The organism is Pseudomonas sp. TMW22091 (assembly GCF_022496705.1).
Taxonomy (GTDB): domain Bacteria; phylum Pseudomonadota; class Gammaproteobacteria; order Pseudomonadales; family Pseudomonadaceae; genus Aquipseudomonas; species Aquipseudomonas saxonica.
The window spans coordinates 42,907-63,020 of the sequence record NZ_SCFI01000009.1; the positions used below are offsets into that span (position 1 = coordinate 42,907).

Annotated in this window: 14 protein-coding genes; 13 read left to right on the forward strand and 1 reads right to left on the reverse strand. The window is 56.7% G+C overall.

Going from position 1 to position 20,114, the window contains the following annotated elements:
• Positions 1-3: 3 nt before the first annotated feature.
• The 9 genes from EQV93_RS16840 (at position 4) to EQV93_RS16880 (ending at position 11,533) form a co-directional block, all read left to right on the forward strand.
• Complete coding sequence (locus EQV93_RS16840; RefSeq protein WP_122783768.1) at positions 4-594, forward strand: TerD family protein; 591 nt, start codon at positions 4-6, stop codon at positions 592-594.
• Positions 591-1,793 (forward strand): TerD family protein, encoded by a 1,203-nt coding sequence (locus tag EQV93_RS16845; protein WP_240891985.1) that lies wholly within the window; start codon positions 591-593, stop codon positions 1,791-1,793. The genes EQV93_RS16840 and EQV93_RS16845 overlap by 4 nt, the downstream gene beginning before the upstream one ends.
• Before the next feature lie 66 nt (positions 1,794-1,859).
• A complete protein-coding gene (locus EQV93_RS16850) occupies positions 1,860-2,309 on the forward strand; it encodes a tellurite resistance TerB family protein (RefSeq protein WP_122783766.1) in 450 nt (149 codons plus the stop codon).
• A 7-nt stretch (positions 2,310-2,316) separates the two neighbouring features.
• The gene (locus tag EQV93_RS16855) at positions 2,317-3,366 is read left to right on the forward strand and encodes a TerC/Alx family metal homeostasis membrane protein (RefSeq protein WP_146386944.1); all 1,050 of its coding nucleotides are present in this window, start codon (positions 2,317-2,319) and stop codon (positions 3,364-3,366) included.
• Positions 3,367-3,399: 33 nt separating this feature from the next.
• Positions 3,400-3,975: a TerD family protein gene (locus EQV93_RS16860; RefSeq protein WP_122783764.1), complete on the forward strand. Its 576-nt coding sequence runs from the start codon at positions 3,400-3,402 to the stop codon at positions 3,973-3,975.
• Between the two features lie 39 nt (positions 3,976-4,014).
• Positions 4,015-4,593 carry a TerD family protein gene (locus EQV93_RS16865; protein WP_122783763.1) on the forward strand — a complete coding sequence of 193 codons (579 nt, stop codon included), beginning with the start codon at positions 4,015-4,017 and terminating at the stop codon, positions 4,591-4,593.
• A 202-nt stretch (positions 4,594-4,795) separates the two neighbouring features.
• Positions 4,796-9,511, forward strand: a complete 4,716-nt coding sequence (locus EQV93_RS16870; RefSeq protein ID WP_240891987.1) for an AAA domain-containing protein — start codon at positions 4,796-4,798, stop codon at positions 9,509-9,511.
• Between the two features lie 337 nt (positions 9,512-9,848).
• Positions 9,849-10,367 carry an Hcp family type VI secretion system effector gene (locus EQV93_RS16875; RefSeq protein ID WP_122783761.1) on the forward strand — a complete coding sequence of 173 codons (519 nt, stop codon included), beginning with the start codon at positions 9,849-9,851 and terminating at the stop codon, positions 10,365-10,367.
• 443 nt (positions 10,368-10,810) lie between these two features.
• The gene (locus tag EQV93_RS16880; RefSeq protein ID WP_240891990.1) at positions 10,811-11,533 is read left to right on the forward strand and encodes a hypothetical protein; all 723 of its coding nucleotides are present in this window, start codon (positions 10,811-10,813) and stop codon (positions 11,531-11,533) included.
• A gap of 82 nt (positions 11,534-11,615) precedes the next feature.
• On the opposite strand, the gene EQV93_RS16885 is transcribed toward EQV93_RS16880, so the two are convergent.
• A complete protein-coding gene (locus EQV93_RS16885; RefSeq protein WP_240891992.1) occupies positions 11,616-14,789 on the reverse strand; it encodes a S8 family serine peptidase in 3,174 nt (1,057 codons plus the stop codon).
• Between the two features lie 274 nt (positions 14,790-15,063).
• On the opposite strand from EQV93_RS16885, the gene EQV93_RS16890 reads away from it, so the two are divergent.
• From EQV93_RS16890 to garD, 4 genes are all read left to right on the forward strand, one after another.
• Entirely contained in the window at positions 15,064-15,810 is a 747-nt protein-coding gene (locus EQV93_RS16890; protein ID WP_122783758.1) for a FadR/GntR family transcriptional regulator, read from the forward strand.
• Between the two features lie 304 nt (positions 15,811-16,114).
• Positions 16,115-17,026: a 5-dehydro-4-deoxyglucarate dehydratase gene (gene kdgD / locus EQV93_RS16895; RefSeq protein WP_122783757.1), complete on the forward strand. Its 912-nt coding sequence runs from the start codon at positions 16,115-16,117 to the stop codon at positions 17,024-17,026.
• A 148-nt stretch (positions 17,027-17,174) separates the two neighbouring features.
• A complete protein-coding gene (locus tag EQV93_RS16900; RefSeq protein WP_122783756.1) occupies positions 17,175-18,530 on the forward strand; it encodes an MFS transporter in 1,356 nt (451 codons plus the stop codon).
• A gap of 11 nt (positions 18,531-18,541) precedes the next feature.
• Positions 18,542-20,095, forward strand: coding sequence for a galactarate dehydratase (garD, locus tag EQV93_RS16905; protein ID WP_122783755.1), 1,554 nt, complete (start codon positions 18,542-18,544; stop codon positions 20,093-20,095).
• Positions 20,096-20,114: the final 19 nt, after the last annotated feature.

A 20,114-nucleotide genomic window follows, 5' to 3' on the forward strand; every position in this document is an offset into this window, starting at 1 on the left:
TACATGGCCATTTCGCTGTCCAAGAACCAAACCATTTCCCTTGAGAAAGAAGCCGGCACCGGCCTCAAAAAAATCCGCATGGGCCTGGGCTGGGACCCGGTCAAGCCGAGCGGCTTCTTTGCCAAGTTGCTGAACAGTGACACTGCCATTGACCTGGACGCTTCCTGCATCTTGCTAGACAGCAGCAAACAACCCGTGGATCTGGTCTGGTTCCGCCAGCTCAAATCCAGCGACGGTTCCATCGTTCACTCCGGCGACAACCGCACGGGCGAGGGTGATGGTGACGATGAGTCGATCCTGGTCAACCTTGAGCAATTGCCGGCCGGGGTCAAGCATCTGGTGTTTACCGTCAACTCGTTCACCGGGCAAAATTTTGAAGCAGTAGAAAATGCCTACTGCCGAATTGTTGATGAGCTGACGGGCAAAGAGCTGGCACGTTTCAACCTGTCTGATAAAGGTCGTCATACTGGCGTGGTCATGGCCTACCTGAGCCGCACATCGGCAGGCTGGGACCTGACCGCAGTGGGCACCGTTGCCAACGGCCGTACCGCCCAGGACTTGAGCAGCGAAGCTGCCCAGGCGGTGCGTGCATGACCACTCTGACCCCTGGCGCCAACACGGCCGTCACCTCAGGCACTCTGAGCGTCACCATCAGCTACACGCCCGTGCCAGGCGCTGACCTGGACGTCTCGGCGTTTTTGCTCAATGAGTCGGGCAAGGTACGTGGCGATAACGACATGTGTTTCTTTGGTCAGCAAAGCGTCAACAATGGCGCGGTCAAGCTGGCAGAGTCGGCCGCTGGTCGCAGCGTGTTCAGCGTCAATCTGGACGCCCTTGACCCGGCCATCGATAAAGTCGCACTGACCGCGACCATTTACGAAAATAAAGCCAAGTTCGCCGCCTTCCCGCAACTGAACGTGTCGGTGACCGGTGGCATTGAAGCGCCGATTCCGACAGATGGCATGCAAGAAACCGCGCTGATTCTGGGCGAGTTCTACCGCCGTCAGGGTGCCTGGAAGTTCCGCTGCGTGGCACAAGGCTTCGCGGGTGGTCTGGCACCTTTGGCCCAGCACTTTGGTGTTGAGATCGCCGCACCAGCACCAGCACCAGCACCCGCCGCGGCGCCAGCGCCAGCGCCCGTGCCTACACCGCCACCTGCGGCGCCTGCACCCAAGATCAACCTGTCGAAAATTACCCTCGACAAACAGCGGCCTACCATCAGCCTCGACAAAAAAGACGGCGATTTTGGCGAGATCAAAATCAACCTTAACTGGAACCGTACATCGCCAAGCGGCGGTGGTGGCTTCTTCGCTTCGTTGCGCGGTAAGTCTGGCGGTATCGACCTGGACGTCGGCTGTCTCTACGAGATGGAAAACGGCCGTAAAGGCGCTGTTCAAGCCTTGGGCAATGCCTTTGGCGATTTCCGTGACGAGCCGTTTATCCAGTTGATGGGCGATGACCGCACGGGCTCAGTCAGCGACGGCGAGTGGTTACGTATCAATGGTAAGGAGTGGCGCAAGATGCGCCGCGTGCTGGTGTACGCGTTCATCTACGAAGGTGCACCGAACTGGCAGGCCACTGATGGTGTGATCACCTTGTACATCCCGGGTGAGCCTCCGATTGAGGTGCGTCTGAGCGAAGAGGGTGGCACCAAGGGCATGTGCGCTATTGCCCTGCTCGAAAATATCGGCGGCAGCGTGAAGGTCAACCGCAAGGTCGAATTCTTCAAGGGCCATTCCGATATGGACAAAGCCTACAACTGGGGCATGCGCTGGTCAGCGGGCTCCAAATGAGCGTTTTGTAAGTGGCCGCCTGCCGAGGCAGGCGCCGATCCCGCAATTTCTGACAAGGTGAACCCAATGCTCGAATGGCTGAAAACCAATGCAACGGCTGCCCGCGACAAGCTTTCGACGGAAGTCAGCAAGTTCAAGAATCGCGAGTTCATGGAAGCGGTGGTCAGCGGCTGCGCACTGGTGGCTGCGGCTGACGGCTCTATCAGCAGCGAAGAAAAACAGAAGATGGTCGGGTTTATTCAAAACTCGAATGAGTTGAAAGCCTTTGACGTCAAAGACGTTATCAAGTCCTTCAATGCCGTCTGTGAGAAATTTGAGTTTGATCAGCAGATCGGTCGTGCAGAAGCTCTGAAGTCGATCGGTCAGCTACGTAAAAAAGAAGATGCGGCGCGTCTGCTGGTGCGTGTTTGCTGCGCAATCGGTAGCGCTGACGGCAACTTTGATGAAAGTGAGCGGGCTGCTTGCCGCACCATCTGTAATGAGCTGGGGCTGAACCCTGGCGATTTTGATCTCTGAGGACATCATGGAAAACACGGTAAATACGGCAATTGGCTTTCCGCCAATGACCATCGCTGTATTTGTGGCGCTGGCGGTGATTGCCTTGGCAATCGACCTGTTCACCCACAAAAGCGATAAACCGGTCACTTTGGCCAATGCGGCCATCTGGTCGATCTTTTGGGTACTGATCTCGCTCGCGTTTGCGGGTTACCTGTATTACGCCCACGGCCCAAGCGTGGCGAGCCTGTTCGTTACGGGTTATGCACTGGAAAAAGTGCTCAGCGTCGACAACTTGTTCGTATTTATGGCGATTTTCGCCTGGTTCAAGATTCCCGATTCGCTGCGTCACCGCGTGCTGTACTGGGGCATCATCGGCGCCATCGTCTTCCGCTTGATCTTTGTTGCCATCGGTACTGGCCTGTTGGCGTTTGGCCCTTGGGTCGAAGTGCTGTTTGCGGTAGTCGTGGCCTGGACCGCAGTGATGATGCTGCGCAGTAAGGAAGAAGACGAAGAAGAGGACTATTCGCAGCACATTGCCTACCGTTTCGCGAAGAAGCTGTTCCCGGTATGGCCAAAGCTGCATGGTCATAATTTCTTTGTTTCACGCACAGAGCTTGAAAAAGAGATCACCAAGCCTCAGAACAAGGGAATGACCCTTGTAGGCAAGGGTGCGTTGTTCGCGACCCCGCTGTTTTTGTGTGTGGTGGTGGTCGAGGTTTCGGACATTCTGTTCGCCTTCGACTCCGTACCGGCCGTGATTGCAGTCAGCCGTGAACCTCTGATCGTTTACTCGGCCATGATGTTCGCCATTTTGGGCTTGCGGACCATGTACTTTGTGCTTGAAGCCCTGAAGCGCTACCTGGTTCACCTGGAAAAATCGGTCATCGCGCTGTTGTTCTTTATCGCCGGCAAGCTGGCCCTGAACGCAACCGATCACCTGTTTGGCCACGGTTATGAAATTGATCCAAACACCAGTCTGATAATCGTGCTGGTGGTATTGGCCATAGGTATCGTGGCCAGCATCATCTTTCCTGGTAAAGATGAAGAACCTGCTAAAAACGACACGAATGCTTGATCGCAGATTACTAAGGACTTAGGAGAACTACACATGGCACTTTCCCTTTCCAAAGGCGGCAACCTGTCCCTGACCAAAGAAGCTCCAGGGATGACTAAAGTACTTGTGGGTCTGGGCTGGGATGCCCGTTCCACCGACGGTCAGGACTTTGACCTGGATGCGAGCGCTTTCCTGCTCAAGGCTGACGGTAAAGTTCGCGCAGACTCCGACTTCATTTTCTACAACCAGCTCAAAAGCACCGACGGTTCGGTTGAGCACACCGGCGACAACCGTACCGGTGAAGGCGACGGCGATGACGAGGCGATCAAGATCGACCTGTCCAAAGTGCCTGCTGATGTCGACAAAATCGCCATCACCGTGACCATCCATGAAGCTGACGCCCGCCGTCAGAACTTCGGTCAGGTGCGTAACGCATTTATCCGTCTGGTCAACCAGGACAACAACAACGAAGTTGTTCGTTATGACCTTGCAGAAGACGCGAGCACTGAAACCGCGATGATTTTTGCCGAGCTGTATCGCAACGGCTCCGAGTGGAAATTCCGCGCTGTAGGCCAAGGCTTCAACGGTGGTCTCAAGCCATTGGCTGAAAGCTTCGGTCTGAAGTTTTAATCCGTACCCATTCATCTTTTTATATAAGGGTTTACGAACATGGCAGTAAGTCTGAGCAAAGGCGGTAACGTCTCCCTGACCAAAGAAGCGCCGGGCCTGACCGACGTTATTGTCGGTCTGGGCTGGGATCCTCGCGTGACTGACGGCCAGGAATTCGACCTGGACGCCTCGGTATTTATCGTGGGTGAGAATGGCAAAGTGCTGAACGATGGCAGCTTTGTGTTCTACAACAACAAGACGTCTCCGGACGGTCACGTTGTGCACCAAGGCGATAACCGTTCGGGCGCTGGCGAAGGCGATGACGAGCAGATCAATGTCAACTTGGCAGGTCTGGGGCAAGACGCTAAAAAACTGGCGTTCGCTGTGACCATTCACGACGCTGAAGGCCGTAAACAAAGCTTCGGCCAAGTGTCGAATGCTTACATCCGCGTTGTGAATAAAACGGATAACAAAGAACTGGCGCGCTTTGACCTGAGCGAAGACGCTTCGACCGAGACCGCGATGGTGTTCGGCGAACTGTATCGCAACGGCGAAGAGTGGAAGTTCAAGGCAATCGGTCAAGGCTTTGCAGGCGGTCTGGCACCGTTGGCATCGAACTTTGGCGTTAACCTGGGCTAACCCTCGGCGTTAATCGAAAGGCCCTTCCCGGTTTCGGGGAGGGCCTTTTTTTGTGGGCGCGGATAATCAATTCAAGGCGATAAGGTGTCTGAATCCCTTGTGAACCGCTGTATCGTGTTGGTCATCGTAAGAATTTTCGCTTTTACTCGGTGCTTCTGGACTTTCCTGGAGTATCCCATCACCTAAGTGGTTCAGCTCACACATGGATACAGTACGTGCCCGTCTCGCCGGTCTGATTGAATTTGTAAAACAGACCGCTCTGATGCAAAAGCGGCCTGCGCTAACCGTCAGCCAACACAGTGCATTCAGTGCCAGCGAAGAAAAACTGCGAGCGTTGCCCGGTGTTAGCCTGGACGTGCAAACCGGCGAAGAAGATGAAGTCTGGCTGCGGCTGGAGCGCTTGCACGAGATCAAACCGCCTGCACCGCTCAGCCCGTTGTTGGGCTTGTGGTTAGACCTCAAAAGCACACCGCAAACCGAGCCAGTCCTTAAACTGCAGGTGGCTCGCGAGCTGCTGTTGGGCTGCGGTGCACTCAGCGATGCCGAGTTGGCCCGTCTCACGCCAGATGCTTTGCAGTTGGACGAAGAAGTCCAGCTGGATGAATGGGTCAGTCTGGAGGATTGCCTGGATGCGGGCGAGATCAAGGCCCAGTTCAAATCCTACTGCCAAACGGCATGGCGACGGTGGGCGGCTGAAGAAAAGCAGCGACGCAAAAGCATTGAGCTGTATGCCGAGCTGTTTTTACTAGTGCAGCAGATGCAGGGCAATCTGGGAGATGCACAACTGGAGCTGGTCTGGGGCCTGGGTGTTTCGACGTGGGAGCATCCCCAGATTGGTGTCATCCATTACCCTTTGATCAGTCAGTTGGTGGAGCTGGCCATTAATCCGGATAGCATGGCGATTGAAGTGCGCCCGCGGGCGGCTGAGCCGCGTCTGGAAGTGGACGCTTATGTGGCGGCGGACATTGCCGGTGTTGGGCCCTTGGCAACACTGGCCAAGGATTTTTTCAAGCAGGAGACGGCGGGTCTCAGCCCGTTTAGCCCCTCAAGCTATGAACCCGTGATTCGCTCCGCCTCAACCTTGCTCGATGCTCATGGGCAGTTTATGCCGGTGACGAATGCCGCGCAGGATCGCTCAGTTCCCAAAGCTGCAGAGCACCTGTGCGTCACCGACACTTGGTGTCTGTTCGCCCGTGCGCGCGACAGCAATATGTTTATCGAAGACCTGAGTCGATTTGAGGGTGAAATTGAGGGGCTCGAAGTGCTGCCGGGAGCCTTGCAGGCCGTTCTGACTGAACCGTCTTCTGTGCTTGAAGACGTGGATTTGCCTCCGTTTCGTGGTTTGTCCTACGTCAGTGGTTCACAACGTGCAGAGGCACCGGCCGCGAAGGTTCTTGAGCTGTATTTCCCCAAGCCTTACAACGACGAGCAGGTGCAGATCATCCAACTGCTGCAAGTGCACGATGGGGTCGTGGTACAAGGCCCGCCAGGTACGGGCAAGACTCACACCATTGCTAACGTCATCAGCCACTATCTGGCCAACGGTAAGCGTGTGCTGGTGACCTCAATGAAAGACCCGGCTTTGGCCGTGTTGCAGGAAAAGCTTCCCGAAGCTATTCGTCCACTGGCGATCAGTTTGCTGAGTAGCGAAGCGGACGGCATGAAGCAGTTTGAGTTCGCCATTCAAAAGATTTCGGCCGAAGTGCAGCGCATTGATCGGGCGCTGTACAAGCGAGAAATCGATCAAATTGATGACGAAATAAACACCCTCCACGGTCAGATGGCCAGTGTCGATCGCGAGATTACCCACTGGGCTGAGCGCAACCTGTCAGACCTTGAAATCGACGGCGAGCGGCTTAGCCCCACACATGCGGCGTTACAGGTCGCTGCGGCACACGCCGAGGTCAGCGCTTTTGGCGATCAAATCGGGATCGGTGACGCGCATCGGCCGCGCTTCAATTTGCAAGACATCGTCGTGCTGCGCGAAGCCCGTCTTGAACTGAAGGATTCGCTGGCCTATCTGGGCCAAAAATTACCGAAGCTGGCTGACTTTCCAGACGCTCAGACGCTGATTCAGGTGCATCAAGATCTGGCTCAGGAAAGCCAGTTGCAGCTCAAGGAGAGCACCGGCGAGGTGCCTCGTCTGTTGGACAATAGCCCGCAGACGCTTGAGCAGGCACATGCACTGGTTGAGCATCTAGAGCATTTGCAAGCATTGCGCACGCAAATCAGTACAACCTCGCACAGTTGGGTTGCGCCGATGCAGGCCTGGCTAATGCGCGTCGGTAACGGCGATGTGCTGGCGCTTTTCGACGGCCTCAAAGCTGAAATCGCAGAGGCATTGGCGGGGCGTAAGGTCTTTGTCGCCCGCCCGGTGAGTTTATCGTTCGAGCTGCACGCGCAACCCGAAGTGTTAACGGCCATCGACAACTTGGCTGAAGGGAAGCGCCCGTTCGGGTTGTCCGGATTGATCGGAAAGGGTGCACAAAAACAGCTGCTGGACGCCATCGAGATATTGGGCAGCAAACCGCAAAGCGAACAGGACTGGCAGCACGTGCAAGCCTTTGTGCGCTGGCAGCAACACAGCCGTACGTTGTTGCTGCGCTGGAATGCACTGGCCGCAGAAATGCCGCTGCCGATGTTGGCCGTCGACACTGAGCAACTGATGGCGGCGGCGCGGGCTGTCGAACAATTTGATGCCCTAGTGCTGACAGAGCAGAGCGAAAACCGTGCCTGCCTCGAACTGAAACACGTGCTCCCAGAGTGGGCTGACGTGAGTCGGTTGCGCATCGATGAGGCTGTATTGGGCCAAGCGCAAACTATCCTGCGCCATTACTTGATGCGCCATCGTTTGGCGGCCACATGGGTCATCAAAGAAACCTTCAACAAAGCCTTGGCCGGTTGTGGTGGCGAGATCAGTTCACGCCTGCAAGGGTTTTTGGATCTGACTCTGGGCCAGCCGCAGGTAGACACCGCCGAGCTGCAAGCGCAGTGGTCCTCGCTGATGGACGAGTTGCGTCGGGTACTGGCATTGGCCGATGCGCTCGACACCGTGCAACGGGTCACGGAACTGATCGCACACAGTGGCGGAATGATTTGGGCCGCCCGCTTGCGCGAAGAACCCAATACAGATCCCGTAGACGGGTTGCTCCCGGACAACTGTTTGGACGTCTGGCGCCTTTGCCGGCTGGCGAACTACCTCGATAGCATTGATGGACGCGAGGATCTCAAGCGCCTGTTTAGCGTTCGAAGCGAACTGGAACTGAGTCTGTCGCGCCTGTATCAGGACGCGGTGGTTAAGCGCACGTGGTTGCGTCTTTCTGAAAACGCCACGCCGAGTGTCAGGGCGGCCCTTGAACTGTATCGCACGGCGATTCGAAAAATTGGCAAAGGCACTGGGGTACGGGCGGGCCGTTATCGACAGGATGCACGGCTGGCCGCCGATGTGGCGATTTCGGCGATACCCTGCTGGATCATGCCGCACTACCGCATTTGCGAAAGCTTGCCGGCACAGTACGGCGCGTTCGACCTGGTTATCATCGACGAAGCGTCGCAGTCCGATCTGACGGCCCTGCCGGCGTTGTTGCGGGCTAAAAAAGTGCTGGTGGTGGGCGATGACAAACAAGTCTCGCCGGACGGCATCGGCATGGAAGAGGAGCGCGTGCAAAACATGATGACGCGCTTTCTGGGCAATCAGGTAGGGCTGTACCGGCCTTTGATGTCCCCCGAGCGCTCGCTGTATGACCTGTTCAAAGTGGTCTTTGCTAAAAGCGGCACCATGCTGCGCGAGCATTTCCGCTGTGTGGCGCCGATCATCGAATACTCCAAGCGCGAGTTCTACAACCACGAACTCAAGCCGCTGCGCTTGCCCAAAATGACCGAGCGGCTTGACCCGCCTCTGGTCGACTTGCTGGTGATGGACGGGGTGAAAAAAGGCAAGTTCAACCTCGGTGAAGCCCAGGTGATCGTCGAGGAAATTCGCCGCCTGATCGCCATGCCACACATCGCGGGCCGCAGCATCGGCGTTGTCTCGTTATTGGGGGCGGAGCAAGCGCAAAAAGTCATGCAAATGCTGACCAAAGAATTGGGTGAAGAAGTCATCAGTCAGTTCCAGATCAGTTGCGGCGATGCACGCACTTTTCAGGGCAAGGAACGCGACATCATGTTTCTGTCGATGGTGGCTTCGCCTGGCGATTGCTTTGCCAACAGCCGCGACTCGATTGCCCAGCGATTCAACGTAGCGGCGTCGCGAGCGCGGGACCGCATGTACCTGGTGCGCAGCGTCGAACTGACCGACCTCAGTGCGGCTGACGGCCTGCGCAGAGGCTTGATTGAACACTTCGAAACCCCCTTCACTCAGGACGCGGAACAGGTCAGCGATCTGCGGGAACTGTGCGAATCCGGCTTTGAACACGAGATGTACGACGAGCTGACCCGTCGGGGTTATCGAGTGATTCCGCAGGTGGGTGTGGGCGCTTATCGCATCGACATGGTGGTCGAGGGCGATAACGATAGCCGTCTGGCGATCGAGTGCGACGGCGACCGTTTCCACGGGCCTGACCGCTGGGACAGTGACATGCGTCGCCAGCGTATTCTGGAACGCGCGGGCTGGCGTTTTTGGCGTTGCTTTGCATCGGCATTCACCCTTGATCGTGCGCGGATCATGGAAGACTTGATGGCCACCTTGAAGGCGATGAATATCGAGCCCGCCAGTGGCGCCGGGGCAGCGCCGAGCATTCATGTGGAACGCCGCAGGGTGTACGGGTTTCCCCGTGCAGGTGAATTGAATGAGGAGCACCAGGTGCGGCCTTACGATAATCGTCCGGCCAAGGACCCTTTTTTGATTTGGGTGCCGGAGCCGCTGCCCCCCTTGAACGATGAGCGTGAACACGCGGATGTGTCACTTCATACAAGTTGAATCAGACACGCCCCATCGTTTGAAATCCGGCTAACCGTCCCCCCTTTAAGTGCGCAAAAAGTTGCGCACTTAAAGGGGGTTTTTCTGTGGGTAAAGGGCTGAACGCTTTATGGGAAAAGGGCTGTAGCTGGATGCGCAAGAAGTTGCGCACTACTGCGCAACTTCTTGCGCACTTTTATCCGATTAAGTAATTAGTTGATACAAATAAAGAGGTCTATCCGTGTGCAGGCTTTGATTTATAAGGGCAGCTAACAACTTGGCATAAGTCTTGGAATGGTTGATGTTGCCCCATGTGTAATGACACATGGGTGTACCTCAATTCTTTAAGGAGAACTTCATGGCTACGCCAGCGTATATGTCCGTCACCGGTGAAAAACAGGGTTTGATCACCTCAGGCGCCTTCACCGCAGACTCAGTGGGTAATACTTATCAGGAAGGCCATGAAGACCAGGTCATGGTTCAAGGTTTCTCCCACGAAGTCATCATTCCGCGCGATCCTCAATCGGGTCAGCCAACCGGGCAGCGGGTTCACAAGCCCGTGTGCATCACAAAGGTTTTCGACAAGGCTTCGCCGCTGCTGCTGCAAGCATTGACGTCCGGTGAGCGTATGACTGAAGTCGTTATTCAGTGGTTTCGGACCTCTGCTTCGGGCACCCAGGAGCATTACTACACCACCAAACTTGAAGACGCGATTATCGTTGATATCAAGGACTACATGCACAACTGCCAAGACCCTGCCAATTCGCACTTCACTCACTTGGAAGATGTGCATTTTACCTACCGCAAAATCACGTGGACTCACGAAATCAGTGGCACTTCCGGTTTTGACGACTGGCGTGCTCCGGTTTCCAGTTAAGTCTGGATAGCCCTGTGCAACATCGGCCCGCGCAAGCGGGTCGATGGCTGGTATTCGGAATACAGGAATCATGACAAATGAGCCCGATTAAGAAAACTGTTGTTCAACGCGCAGGAGATGTCGAATATTTCCCCTCAGGTCGCCAAACTTATTTAGCCCCCTTGCCTTTACCAACCACTGAACATCCATTCTGTCCCTATATTAGTGGTTATAACGACACCTTTATGGATTTTGGAGGAGGGGAGCCTAAAGTATTTACGTATCAATTTAACTTGGGAGTGCCATTTACATTTTCCTGTCTCGTAGCTTTTGGAGTACCTCTTTTAGGTGGGCTTTTGATGTTGATGTTAGGTGATACCTTTCAGGACGGATGGGAATCTGCTAAGGGGATTTTCTTGGTGTCTGGACATTACGCATTCATAGCTTGGTTTTTTTTCTCAACCATGTTTTTCCTCATCTGGCTTTACCACCACAATCTCTTCACCAAAGTTATCCCCACCCGTTTCAATCGTCAGCGCCGCGAAGTGTGCTTTATGCCCGATGGCGCGACTGAACCCTTATTCGTCCCCTGGGAATCTCTCTCCGCATGGGTCGTGCAAGCACAAGGCGCCACCCAATATGGCGTCACCCGCCAATACGGCATGGGCATGGGGTTTGAGCATGAGGGTGAGTTAGTCCGAGTTGAATTCCAGTGCGGCAGTGTGCAGTTGGCGATTTCCAACTGGGAGGCTGTTCGCGGCTATATGGAATATGAACTCAACGACCTCTCTACCCTTCAAGACCCCCTCGGATTGCAAGAACCCGACGACCCGCCTCACGAAGGCCTTCATACCTTCCGCAATGCCCGCACCGGTTTGCATCGGCGCTTGCTCGATAAGGAAGTGGGCCGGATCTACGCTTTTTTTTGGTACTTCTACCACGTGATGACGCTGTGGACGCTGCCCAACCATTTGGTGGAATGGGAAATAAAACGCATCGCCAAAGTCGGCCGTCGGGCGTTACCGCCCGCCATGCAAGCATGGTCCGAGCCGTTGCCGCCCGAACACTGGGCCAAGCCCAGCAGCGAACTGTTGCGACTGAGCGCCAAGGTCAAAGCCCTGATCAAACGCTACCCGCGCAAGCCTATTACCGAGGTCTATGCCGAGGTGTATCGCAGTGAGCGGTAAGGCTTCACTACGGCACTGAGGTATGGGCTTGCCCGCAACAACGCTCTGCGCTAGCGCAGGCAAACCCGCTGTGAAACTTTGCTTAAAACTCGAACTGATACTGCGCGTTAACGCTCTGTTCCCGGGATCGGTTGCCGCGCTGGTTGGTAATGCTCAGGCTCAAGGCGCTGTCACGGGTGAGGCGTGCCACTGCGCCTGCATTCATGTTCACCACTGAGCGGTTCAAAGGCGCTCCGGCAATGCGCATGCTGCCGGCGCCTTGCCATGAAGCATCCACTGTCGGGCTCAAGTCGCCACTGGCGCGGGTGTACGCAACACCGCCGTTGAGGCTGAGCCACGACGGGCCCATGGACGTCTTGCCCATGTCGAGACTGAGGCGTACACCGCCTGTGTTCAGGTTAACGGCCTGGCTGGCTGGTTTGCCCTTCAGGGCACTGATACCTGCGGTCTCGCTGAAGCCAGCGCTACGCGTGCTGACATGTGCAAATTGCAGGTAGGGCTGCACGTCCCATGGGCCAAGCTCCCAGCGGTAATTGCCTTCGGTAAAGAGTTGTCGTGTGTGATTCACGTACCGGGTGGACAGGCTGTCATCAATATCGCTGAAGCTCACCCGACGCTTGGTCTGAATCGGGTTCCGGGCGTAGGCGACCCCGCCATACAGGCCGAACGCGCCCCACGTGTGACCCGCATGCACGCCTATCTGGTAGGTGTCGATCGTGGCTTTGCCTGCATTCGCACTGGTCACGCTGCCTTCTGTGCTCGCCAGCACTACGCCTGCACGCGTGCCGTGCTCGAAGTCATGGTCTGCACCGATCATCACGCCTTTGCGCGAGTGGCTGATACGTGCAGCGTTGCCGTCACCGTCGAGCCGACCGTTACTGTGGATCGATTGCACCCATACGGCTTGACCCGCAGAGCCAGACGGTCGCGAGGTGTTGTCCCCCGCGCTCCGTGCCCGCTGCAAGGCAGCTTCGCGTATGACGCGGCTGTCTTCGATCATCACCGACTGAATGCCGGGGTGCAGGTCGCCGCTTAATTGATCCAGCGCGCGGGTGGCTTCATTCGGGAAGAGCGAGGTCAGGCGCTGCGCCAGGGTGTGCGATATGTCCAGCCCGTCGGCTGCGTGCGCCGTGGCGCGTTGGTTGGCGTTAGTGGCCGCCGCAACCAGTGGCAGGCCTCGACCCACGTCAAACCCTAATGTGTGAGCCTTACGGGTCTGGGTAAAGCTCAGAAATGGAGAGAACTGCCGATGGTCTATCGAGGTGAATTGACCGTTGATGCCAGCATCTGCTTGCAATACGCCGTAGTGCTTACCGAGCGCAAAGGCGTCGGGCAGGTGTGTCAGGCGTAATGTCCCGCCCTCGATGTGTGCCAAACCGCGCACTTGTAGCGAGATTGCCGCCGGGTTAAGGGCAGGGCTCAGTATCAGGGTTGACCCTTCGAGCTGGCGATACTCGCCGTTGATCGTCAGCGGACGCTGTTCACTGCCGGGCACAATCGTGCCTTGAACGTGGGTATCGGAGAGCTGGCCATCGCCACTGAGCACGCCGGCCACGCTGACTCGAGTCAGCCCCTGCTGCTGCCTGCCATTGATCTGTGCGATACCCCCTTTTACGTTCAGATCGGTGTCCTGCAAGGTGCCGTTAAGGCGCAGTAACCCACCGTGAATCGTTACATCGCTAGTGAGGCGGTTGTTTCCGTCCAGCTCCAAAAGGCCGGAGTAAAGAGTGGCACCGGCAAAACTGTTGTCACCGCTGAGCCTGAGCCAACCTTCACCGGCTTTGCTCAGGCGTCCGGGACCACTGATGTTGTTGCGCCAATCGTCCCAGGCGTGCCCTTGCCAAACCACGGCGCCGCCCGCACGGCGATCCATCACCACGGTGGTATCGACGCGTATTTGGCCGGGACCGTCGATGGCTTTTTTCAGGTCTATCAAACCCCAGCCATAGACGTCATCGACGCCAGGTTCGCCCAAGTCCTGCGCGGTGGTCAGTAGCACGTCACGGATTTGCGGGTTGTCGAGGTAAGGAAATCGTTCTATCAGTAACCCCAGCGCGCCGGTGACATGCGGCGCTGCCATAGAGGTTCCCGTATAGGTGTCGTAATCAAAGTCCAAGCGCTCATCGATTACCTTGAATCCTTCCACCTCATCATTTTTGTCGTAAATGTTTTCGACCTTGATCTGGCTATCGACGACAGTAGAAGTGATGCGGGTACCTGGCGCAGCCACGCACCACTCTTTGCTGTAGCCGCAACGGAATGAGCTGGGATCAAGTGTCAGATTTTGATTCAGATTGACCACGGTTAGCCAGTAAGGCTCCAGTTCGGGCATGGCGCGCGGCAACGAAGCCAACGCGTCAGCGAAGGGCGCCGTCTCAGGCGTCTGATTTCTTCTCTGGGAGTTACCCGCGGCCCAAACTTGTAACAAACCACCGCCCAAAGACATGTTGCCCAACACCGTGCCGACAGATGAACGCTGCACGTTCAAAGCGGCATCCAGTTGCTCAACAGTGTCGAGCTTTTCAGGAATGCCCCAGCTGTGGTTGATGACACGCACGTTCTGTTCTTGCATTTGCTGATACGCATTTGCGTAAGCCTCGTTACTCGCGTTAACCGTCACGGTTCGATCAAGCGAGTAGGGCGCATCGTTATAGATGTGACTGAAAAGTCGGATCGGGCTCAAGTTTGCTCCGTAAGCCACGCCGTGCATGCCATTGCCGTCGCGGTTGGCCAGCATGGTGCCCGCCACATGGGTGCCATGAGGGTCGTAAGACGCTCCCAGCATGCCTTTGTATCGATCGAACTCCAGGTTGGACAGGGTTCCGTTTGCGACCATGTCTTGCAACATGGCCAACGTTTTTGGGGGCAAATCGTTGTATTCGATACTGGCCCGATCGCCTTCGGAGTAGAAGCAACCGGGCTGGGTGGCGCCAGGCATGGTTTCTCTTTGACAGCCTTCATCCGCCAAGCGAATCGGACGATGATCTTTTTCGCCAAACTCACTGTGACGCAGGTCAGTCCCTGAATCAGCAAGGCTGAGGCGAACACCATCGCCGCTTAATCCTCGGGCATAGGCTGCATCCGCCCCGATGGCCGCTAACCCCCAATTTGATGTGAACTCATCGCTGCGCCAAGTGGCCGTGTCGTGCAGACGCCCTTGCTCGGAATACGCCAGCGCGTTCGACGCAAAGGCCCACAAACCTGCCACCAGGCTCAAGGTAAAGGGTGTCTGGGGAGGGATTTTCAAATTCGGCATCTGTAACGCTCCGTTGGGATAATGTCCTCTGAAGAGCGTGGGGAAGTTGCAACAGAATGCGTATCGGACGCAGTTGGATAGCGCGGCAGACGCCTCTGGTTCCTGTGTAAGGGAATACATTTTTTCCTACGTTTACTGCCGTGAACGCGGCCAGGGACGTAGCGGGGAGGGCTGCTGAGCGGGTCTGATCGTCGTACGTGATCGTACAACCGCCTTGAGCTATCATGTGTGCACGTTTCACCCCCGATGCCTCTGAATTCGAGAAAGATTCACCATGGAAAACCCAAACGACGTACCGCGCCTTCCTCGCAAACGCCGCAGCCTCGCGCAGGAATTGGTGACGGTACTGTCCGATCAGATTCGCGACGGTTTGCTCAAGCGTGGCGATAAGCTGCCCACCGAGTCCGCGATCATGGAAGCGCATGGCGTTAGCCGAACGGTGGTGCGCGAAGCAATATCCCGGCTGCAGGCCGCCGGGCAGGTCGAAACCCGGCACGGCATCGGCACGTTTGTGCTGGACACGCCGAGCCCGAGTGGCTTTCGCATTGACCCTGCCACCATTGTCACTTTGCGCGATGTGCTGGCGATTCTTGAGTTGCGCATCAGCCTCGAAGTGGAGTCAGCGGGCTTGGCCGCACAACGTCGCAGCCCTGAGCAACTGGCGGCGATGCGTGCCGCACTCGATGCCTTGAACGAAAGTACCGCCCGCGACGGTGATGCAGTGGCTTCGGATTTTCAGTTCCATTTGCAGATTGCGCTGTCGACGGGCAACCGTTACTTCACAGACATCATGACCCACCTGGGCACCAGCATCATTCCACGCACGCGGCTTAATTCGGCGAGCCTGGCCCATGATGACCAACAGCGTTACATGAATCGCTTGAGCCGTGAGCACGAAGAAATCTACACCGCGATTGCCCGTCAGGATTCCGATGCGGCACGTGCAGCCATGCGACTGCACTTGACCAACAGCCGCGAGCGTTTGCGTCACGCCCACGAAGAGGCTGAAGCGCGGGGGTGATTCTGGCGCGTTTGAGCGGTCGGCCGGTCAAATACGTGTAGGCGCTGTCGAGCGTTGCGAGGCTACGATCGGAGGTAAAGCCGTCGTAAAGGCTGACGTACGATCTGTCTTCGAATTAAATTTTCTGCCTTGTTTCGCGATTGAAGCGCTCTAGATCAGGCTATCTATGGTTTTGGGCGCGCCAATTTCGCGGTTATTGATAGAAATGGGATTGACGATTGTTTTTATAGTTGTACGATGACGTACGACACAGCCAAGCGCTGCTGGCTTTTTAATAACAACAAGCTCCCAGGGTGTTCGAATAATGAATCCACAAGAACTGAAGTCCATCCTCTCTTCCGGCCTGCTGTCTTTTCCGGTGACCGATTTCAATGCTCAGGGTGACTTTCACCGTGAGGGCTACATCAAGCGTCTGGAATGGCTGGCTCCATATGGTGCTTCGGCCTTGTTCGCAGCGGGCGGCACCGGTGAGTTTTTCTCCCTGGCCGCCAGCGAATATTCGCAAGTGATCAAAACTGCCGTCGACACCTGCGCCACCAGCGTGCCGATTCTTGCCGGTGTCGGTGGCTCGACCCGTCAAGCCATCGAGTACGCTCAAGAAGCCGAGCGCCTGGGGGCCAAAGGTCTGCTGCTGCTGCCGCACTACTTGACCGAAGCCAGCCAGGACGGCGTTGCCGCCCACGTTGAGGCGGTATGCAAGTCAGTCAAAATCGGTGTGATCGTTTACAACCGTAACGTGTGCCGCCTCACCGCGCCGTTGTTGGAACGCCTGGCTGAGCGCTGCCCTAACCTGATCGGTTACAAAGATGGCCTGGGCGATATTGAATTGATGGTTTCGATTCGCCGCCGTCTTGGCGATCGTTTCAGCTACCTGGGCGGCTTGCCGACTGCAGAAGTTTACGCAGCTGCCTACAAGGCGCTGGGCGTGCCGGTGTACTCCTCGGCTGTGTTCAACTTCATCCCGAAAACCGCGATGGACTTCTACCACGCCGTGGCCCGCGAAGATCACGCCACCGTGGGCAAAATCATCGACGACTTCTTCCTGCCGTATCTGGATATCCGCAACCGCAAAGCCGGTTACGCGGTGAGCATCGTCAAGGCTGGCGCGACTATTGCCGGTTACAGTGCCGGGCCTGTGCGTACGCCACTGACCGACTTGTTACCAGAAGAATACGAAGCACTGGCCGCCCTGATCGACAAGCAGGGTCCGCAGTAAGCAATCATCAAAGCCGCTGAGAAATCAGCGGCTTTTTGCGTAAAGGAATACGTTTGCCAGCTGCACCACCTTAAGCCACACCCGCAAGTCCGCCACACCCAAAGAGATTCACCCGCGTATAAAAATAATCAGTGGGAGTAGTTTTTACATGCAAGCGACCAAGCCTACGCATGTCCGTTATTTGATCTTGCTCATGTTGTTTCTGGTGACCACGATCAATTACGCCGACCGTGCCACCATCGCCATCGCGGGCTCCAGCCTGCAAAAAGACTTGGGCATTGACGCCGTCACCCTGGGTTATATCTTCTCCGCCTTTGGCTGGGCCTATGTGGCCGGGCAAATCCCCGGCGGCTGGTTGCTCGACCGGTTTGGCTCGAAAAAAGTCTACGCGTTGAGCATTTTCACCTGGTCACTGTTCACCGTGTTGCAAGGCTTTGTCGGCGAGTTCGGCATGTCCACTGCCGTGGTCGCGCTGTTTATGTTGCGCTTTCTGGTGGGGCTGGCCGAAGCGCCATCCTTTCCTGGTAATGCCCGCATTGTCGCCGCGTGGTTCCCGACCGCAGAGCGCGGCACCGCGTCCGCCATTTTCAACTCGGCGCAGTACTTTGCCACTGTACTGTTCGCGCCCCTGATGGGCTGGATCGTCTACTCCTTCGGTTGGGAACATGTGTTTATCGTGATGGGGATGTTCGGCATCGTCTTCTCGGGTATCTGGTTGAAAGTGATCTACAGCCCGCGTGAACACCCACGTATCAACGAGGCCGAGTTCAAGCATATTGCGGAAAACGGCGGCATGGTCGACATGGACCAGAAAGGCAAAAAAGCTGACGGTCCAAAGTGGGATTACATACGCCAACTGCTGACCAATCGCATGATGCTGGGCGTTTATCTGGGCCAGTACTGCATCAACGGCATTACCTATTTCTTCCTGACCTGGTTCCCGGTGTATCTGGTGCAAGAGCGTGGCATGACCATTCTCAAAGCCGGCTTCATTGCCTCATTGCCGGCCATCTGCGGGTTTGTCGGCGGCGTACTGGGCGGGGTGATTTCCGATTATCTGCTGCGCAAAGGCCATTCGCTGACCTTCGCCCGCAAGGCGCCAATCATCGCTGGCCTGTTGGTGTCGAGCAGCATTGTGGCGTGCAACTACGTGGACATTGAGTGGATGGTCGTAGGTTTCATGGCCTTGGCGTTCTTCGGCAAAGGGGTTGGCGCGCTGGGTTGGGCGGTGGTGTCGGACACCTCGCCCAAGCAGATTGCCGGCCTGAGTGGTGGCTTGTTCAACATGTTTGGCAATATCGCTTCGATCACCACCCCGATTGTCATTGGTTACATCATCAGCGCAACCGGATCGTTCAAGTGGGCGCTGGTCTTCGTGGGTTGCAATGCATTGGTCGCCGTGTTCAGTTACCTGGTCATCGTCGGTCCGATCAAACGCGTAGTCCTCAAAGAACCACCGGCCAGCGGTCCAACAATCGTTGAGCTTTCACCTGCCCATAGTTAAGGAACGGCGCCATGACGTTGATTGAACATTCCGACTCACCGCGCTCGATCCGCTTGCACCCGCGCGACAACGTGGCCGTGGTAGTCAATGACCAGGGGGTGCCTGCCGGCACGGTGTTCGCCGATGGTCTGGTGACACTGGATTTCGTGCCCCAAAGCCACAAAGTCACCCTTGTGGACATCCCGCAAGGCGGCGAGGTTATTCGTTACGGGCAAACCATCGGCTACGCCTTGCAAGCCATTGAGCGAGGCCGTTGGGTCAATGAAGACCAACTGCGAATGCCCACTGCTCCGCCCCTGGACAGCCTGCCCATGGCCACCGAGGTGCCTGAGGCCGCGTCGCCGCTGGAGGGTTATACCTTCGAGGGGTTTCGCAATGCGGATGGCACCGTCGGTACGCGCAACATTCTGGGCATCACCACCACCGTTCAGTGCGTGACCGGGGTGCTCGATCACGCGGTCAAGCGCATCAAGGATGAACTGCTGCCGCGCTACCCCCACGTCGATGACGTGGTGGCGCTGACTCACAGTTATGGCTGTGGTGTCGCCATCACGGCGGCCGATGCTTACATCCCGATTCGTACAGTGCGCAATCTGGCGCGCAACCCCAATTTGGGGGGGGAAGCGCTGGTGATCGGTCTGGGCTGCGAAAAACTGCAGGCCGGGCAGGTCATGCACGAAAACGACCCCTCGGTGGATTTGAGCGACCCTTGGATGTACCGCTTGCAAGACTCCAGTCACGGCTTTACCGAGATGATCGAGCAGATCATGGCGCTGGCTGAAGTGCGCTTGAAAAAACTCGACCAGCGCCGCCGCGAGACTGTGCCCGCATCCGAGCTGATTCTGGGCATGCAATGTGGTGGCAGCGATGCCTTTTCAGGTATCACCGCCAACCCGGCGCTCGGTTATGCCTCGGACTTGCTGCTGCGGGCGGGGGCCACGGTGATGTTCTCCGAAGTCACCGAAGTGCGCGATGCCATCTACTTGCTGACCTCGCGGGCCGAAACCCAGACCGTCGCCCAGGAACTGGTGCGTGAAATGGACTGGTACGACCGCTACCTGGCCAAGGGCGAAGCAGACCGCAGCGCCAATACCACACCGGGCAACAAGAAAGGCGGCTTGTCGAACATCGTTGAGAAGTCGTTGGGCTCCATCGTCAAATCCGGCAGCAGCGCAATCAACGGCGTGCTTGGCCCTGGTGAGCGGGTCACCCGCAAGGGCCTGATTTTTTGCGCAACGCCGGCCAGCGATTTCGTCTGTGGCACCTTGCAACTGGCGGCCGGGATGAACCTGCATGTGTTTACCACAGGCCGCGGTACGCCCTATGGGCTGGCGATGGCGCCAGTGGTGAAGGTCTCGACCCGTACCGAACTGGCACGACGCTGGCCCGACTTGATCGACATCGACGCCGGACGTATCGCCACGGGACGGGCCTCAATCGAAGACCTCGGCTGGGAACTGTTCCATTACTACCTGGACGTGGCCAGCGGCAAAAAACACACCTGGGCCGAACAGCACAAACTGCACAATGACATAACCCTGTTCAACCCGGCGCCGATTACCTGAAAGGCGAACCGGCGACGAG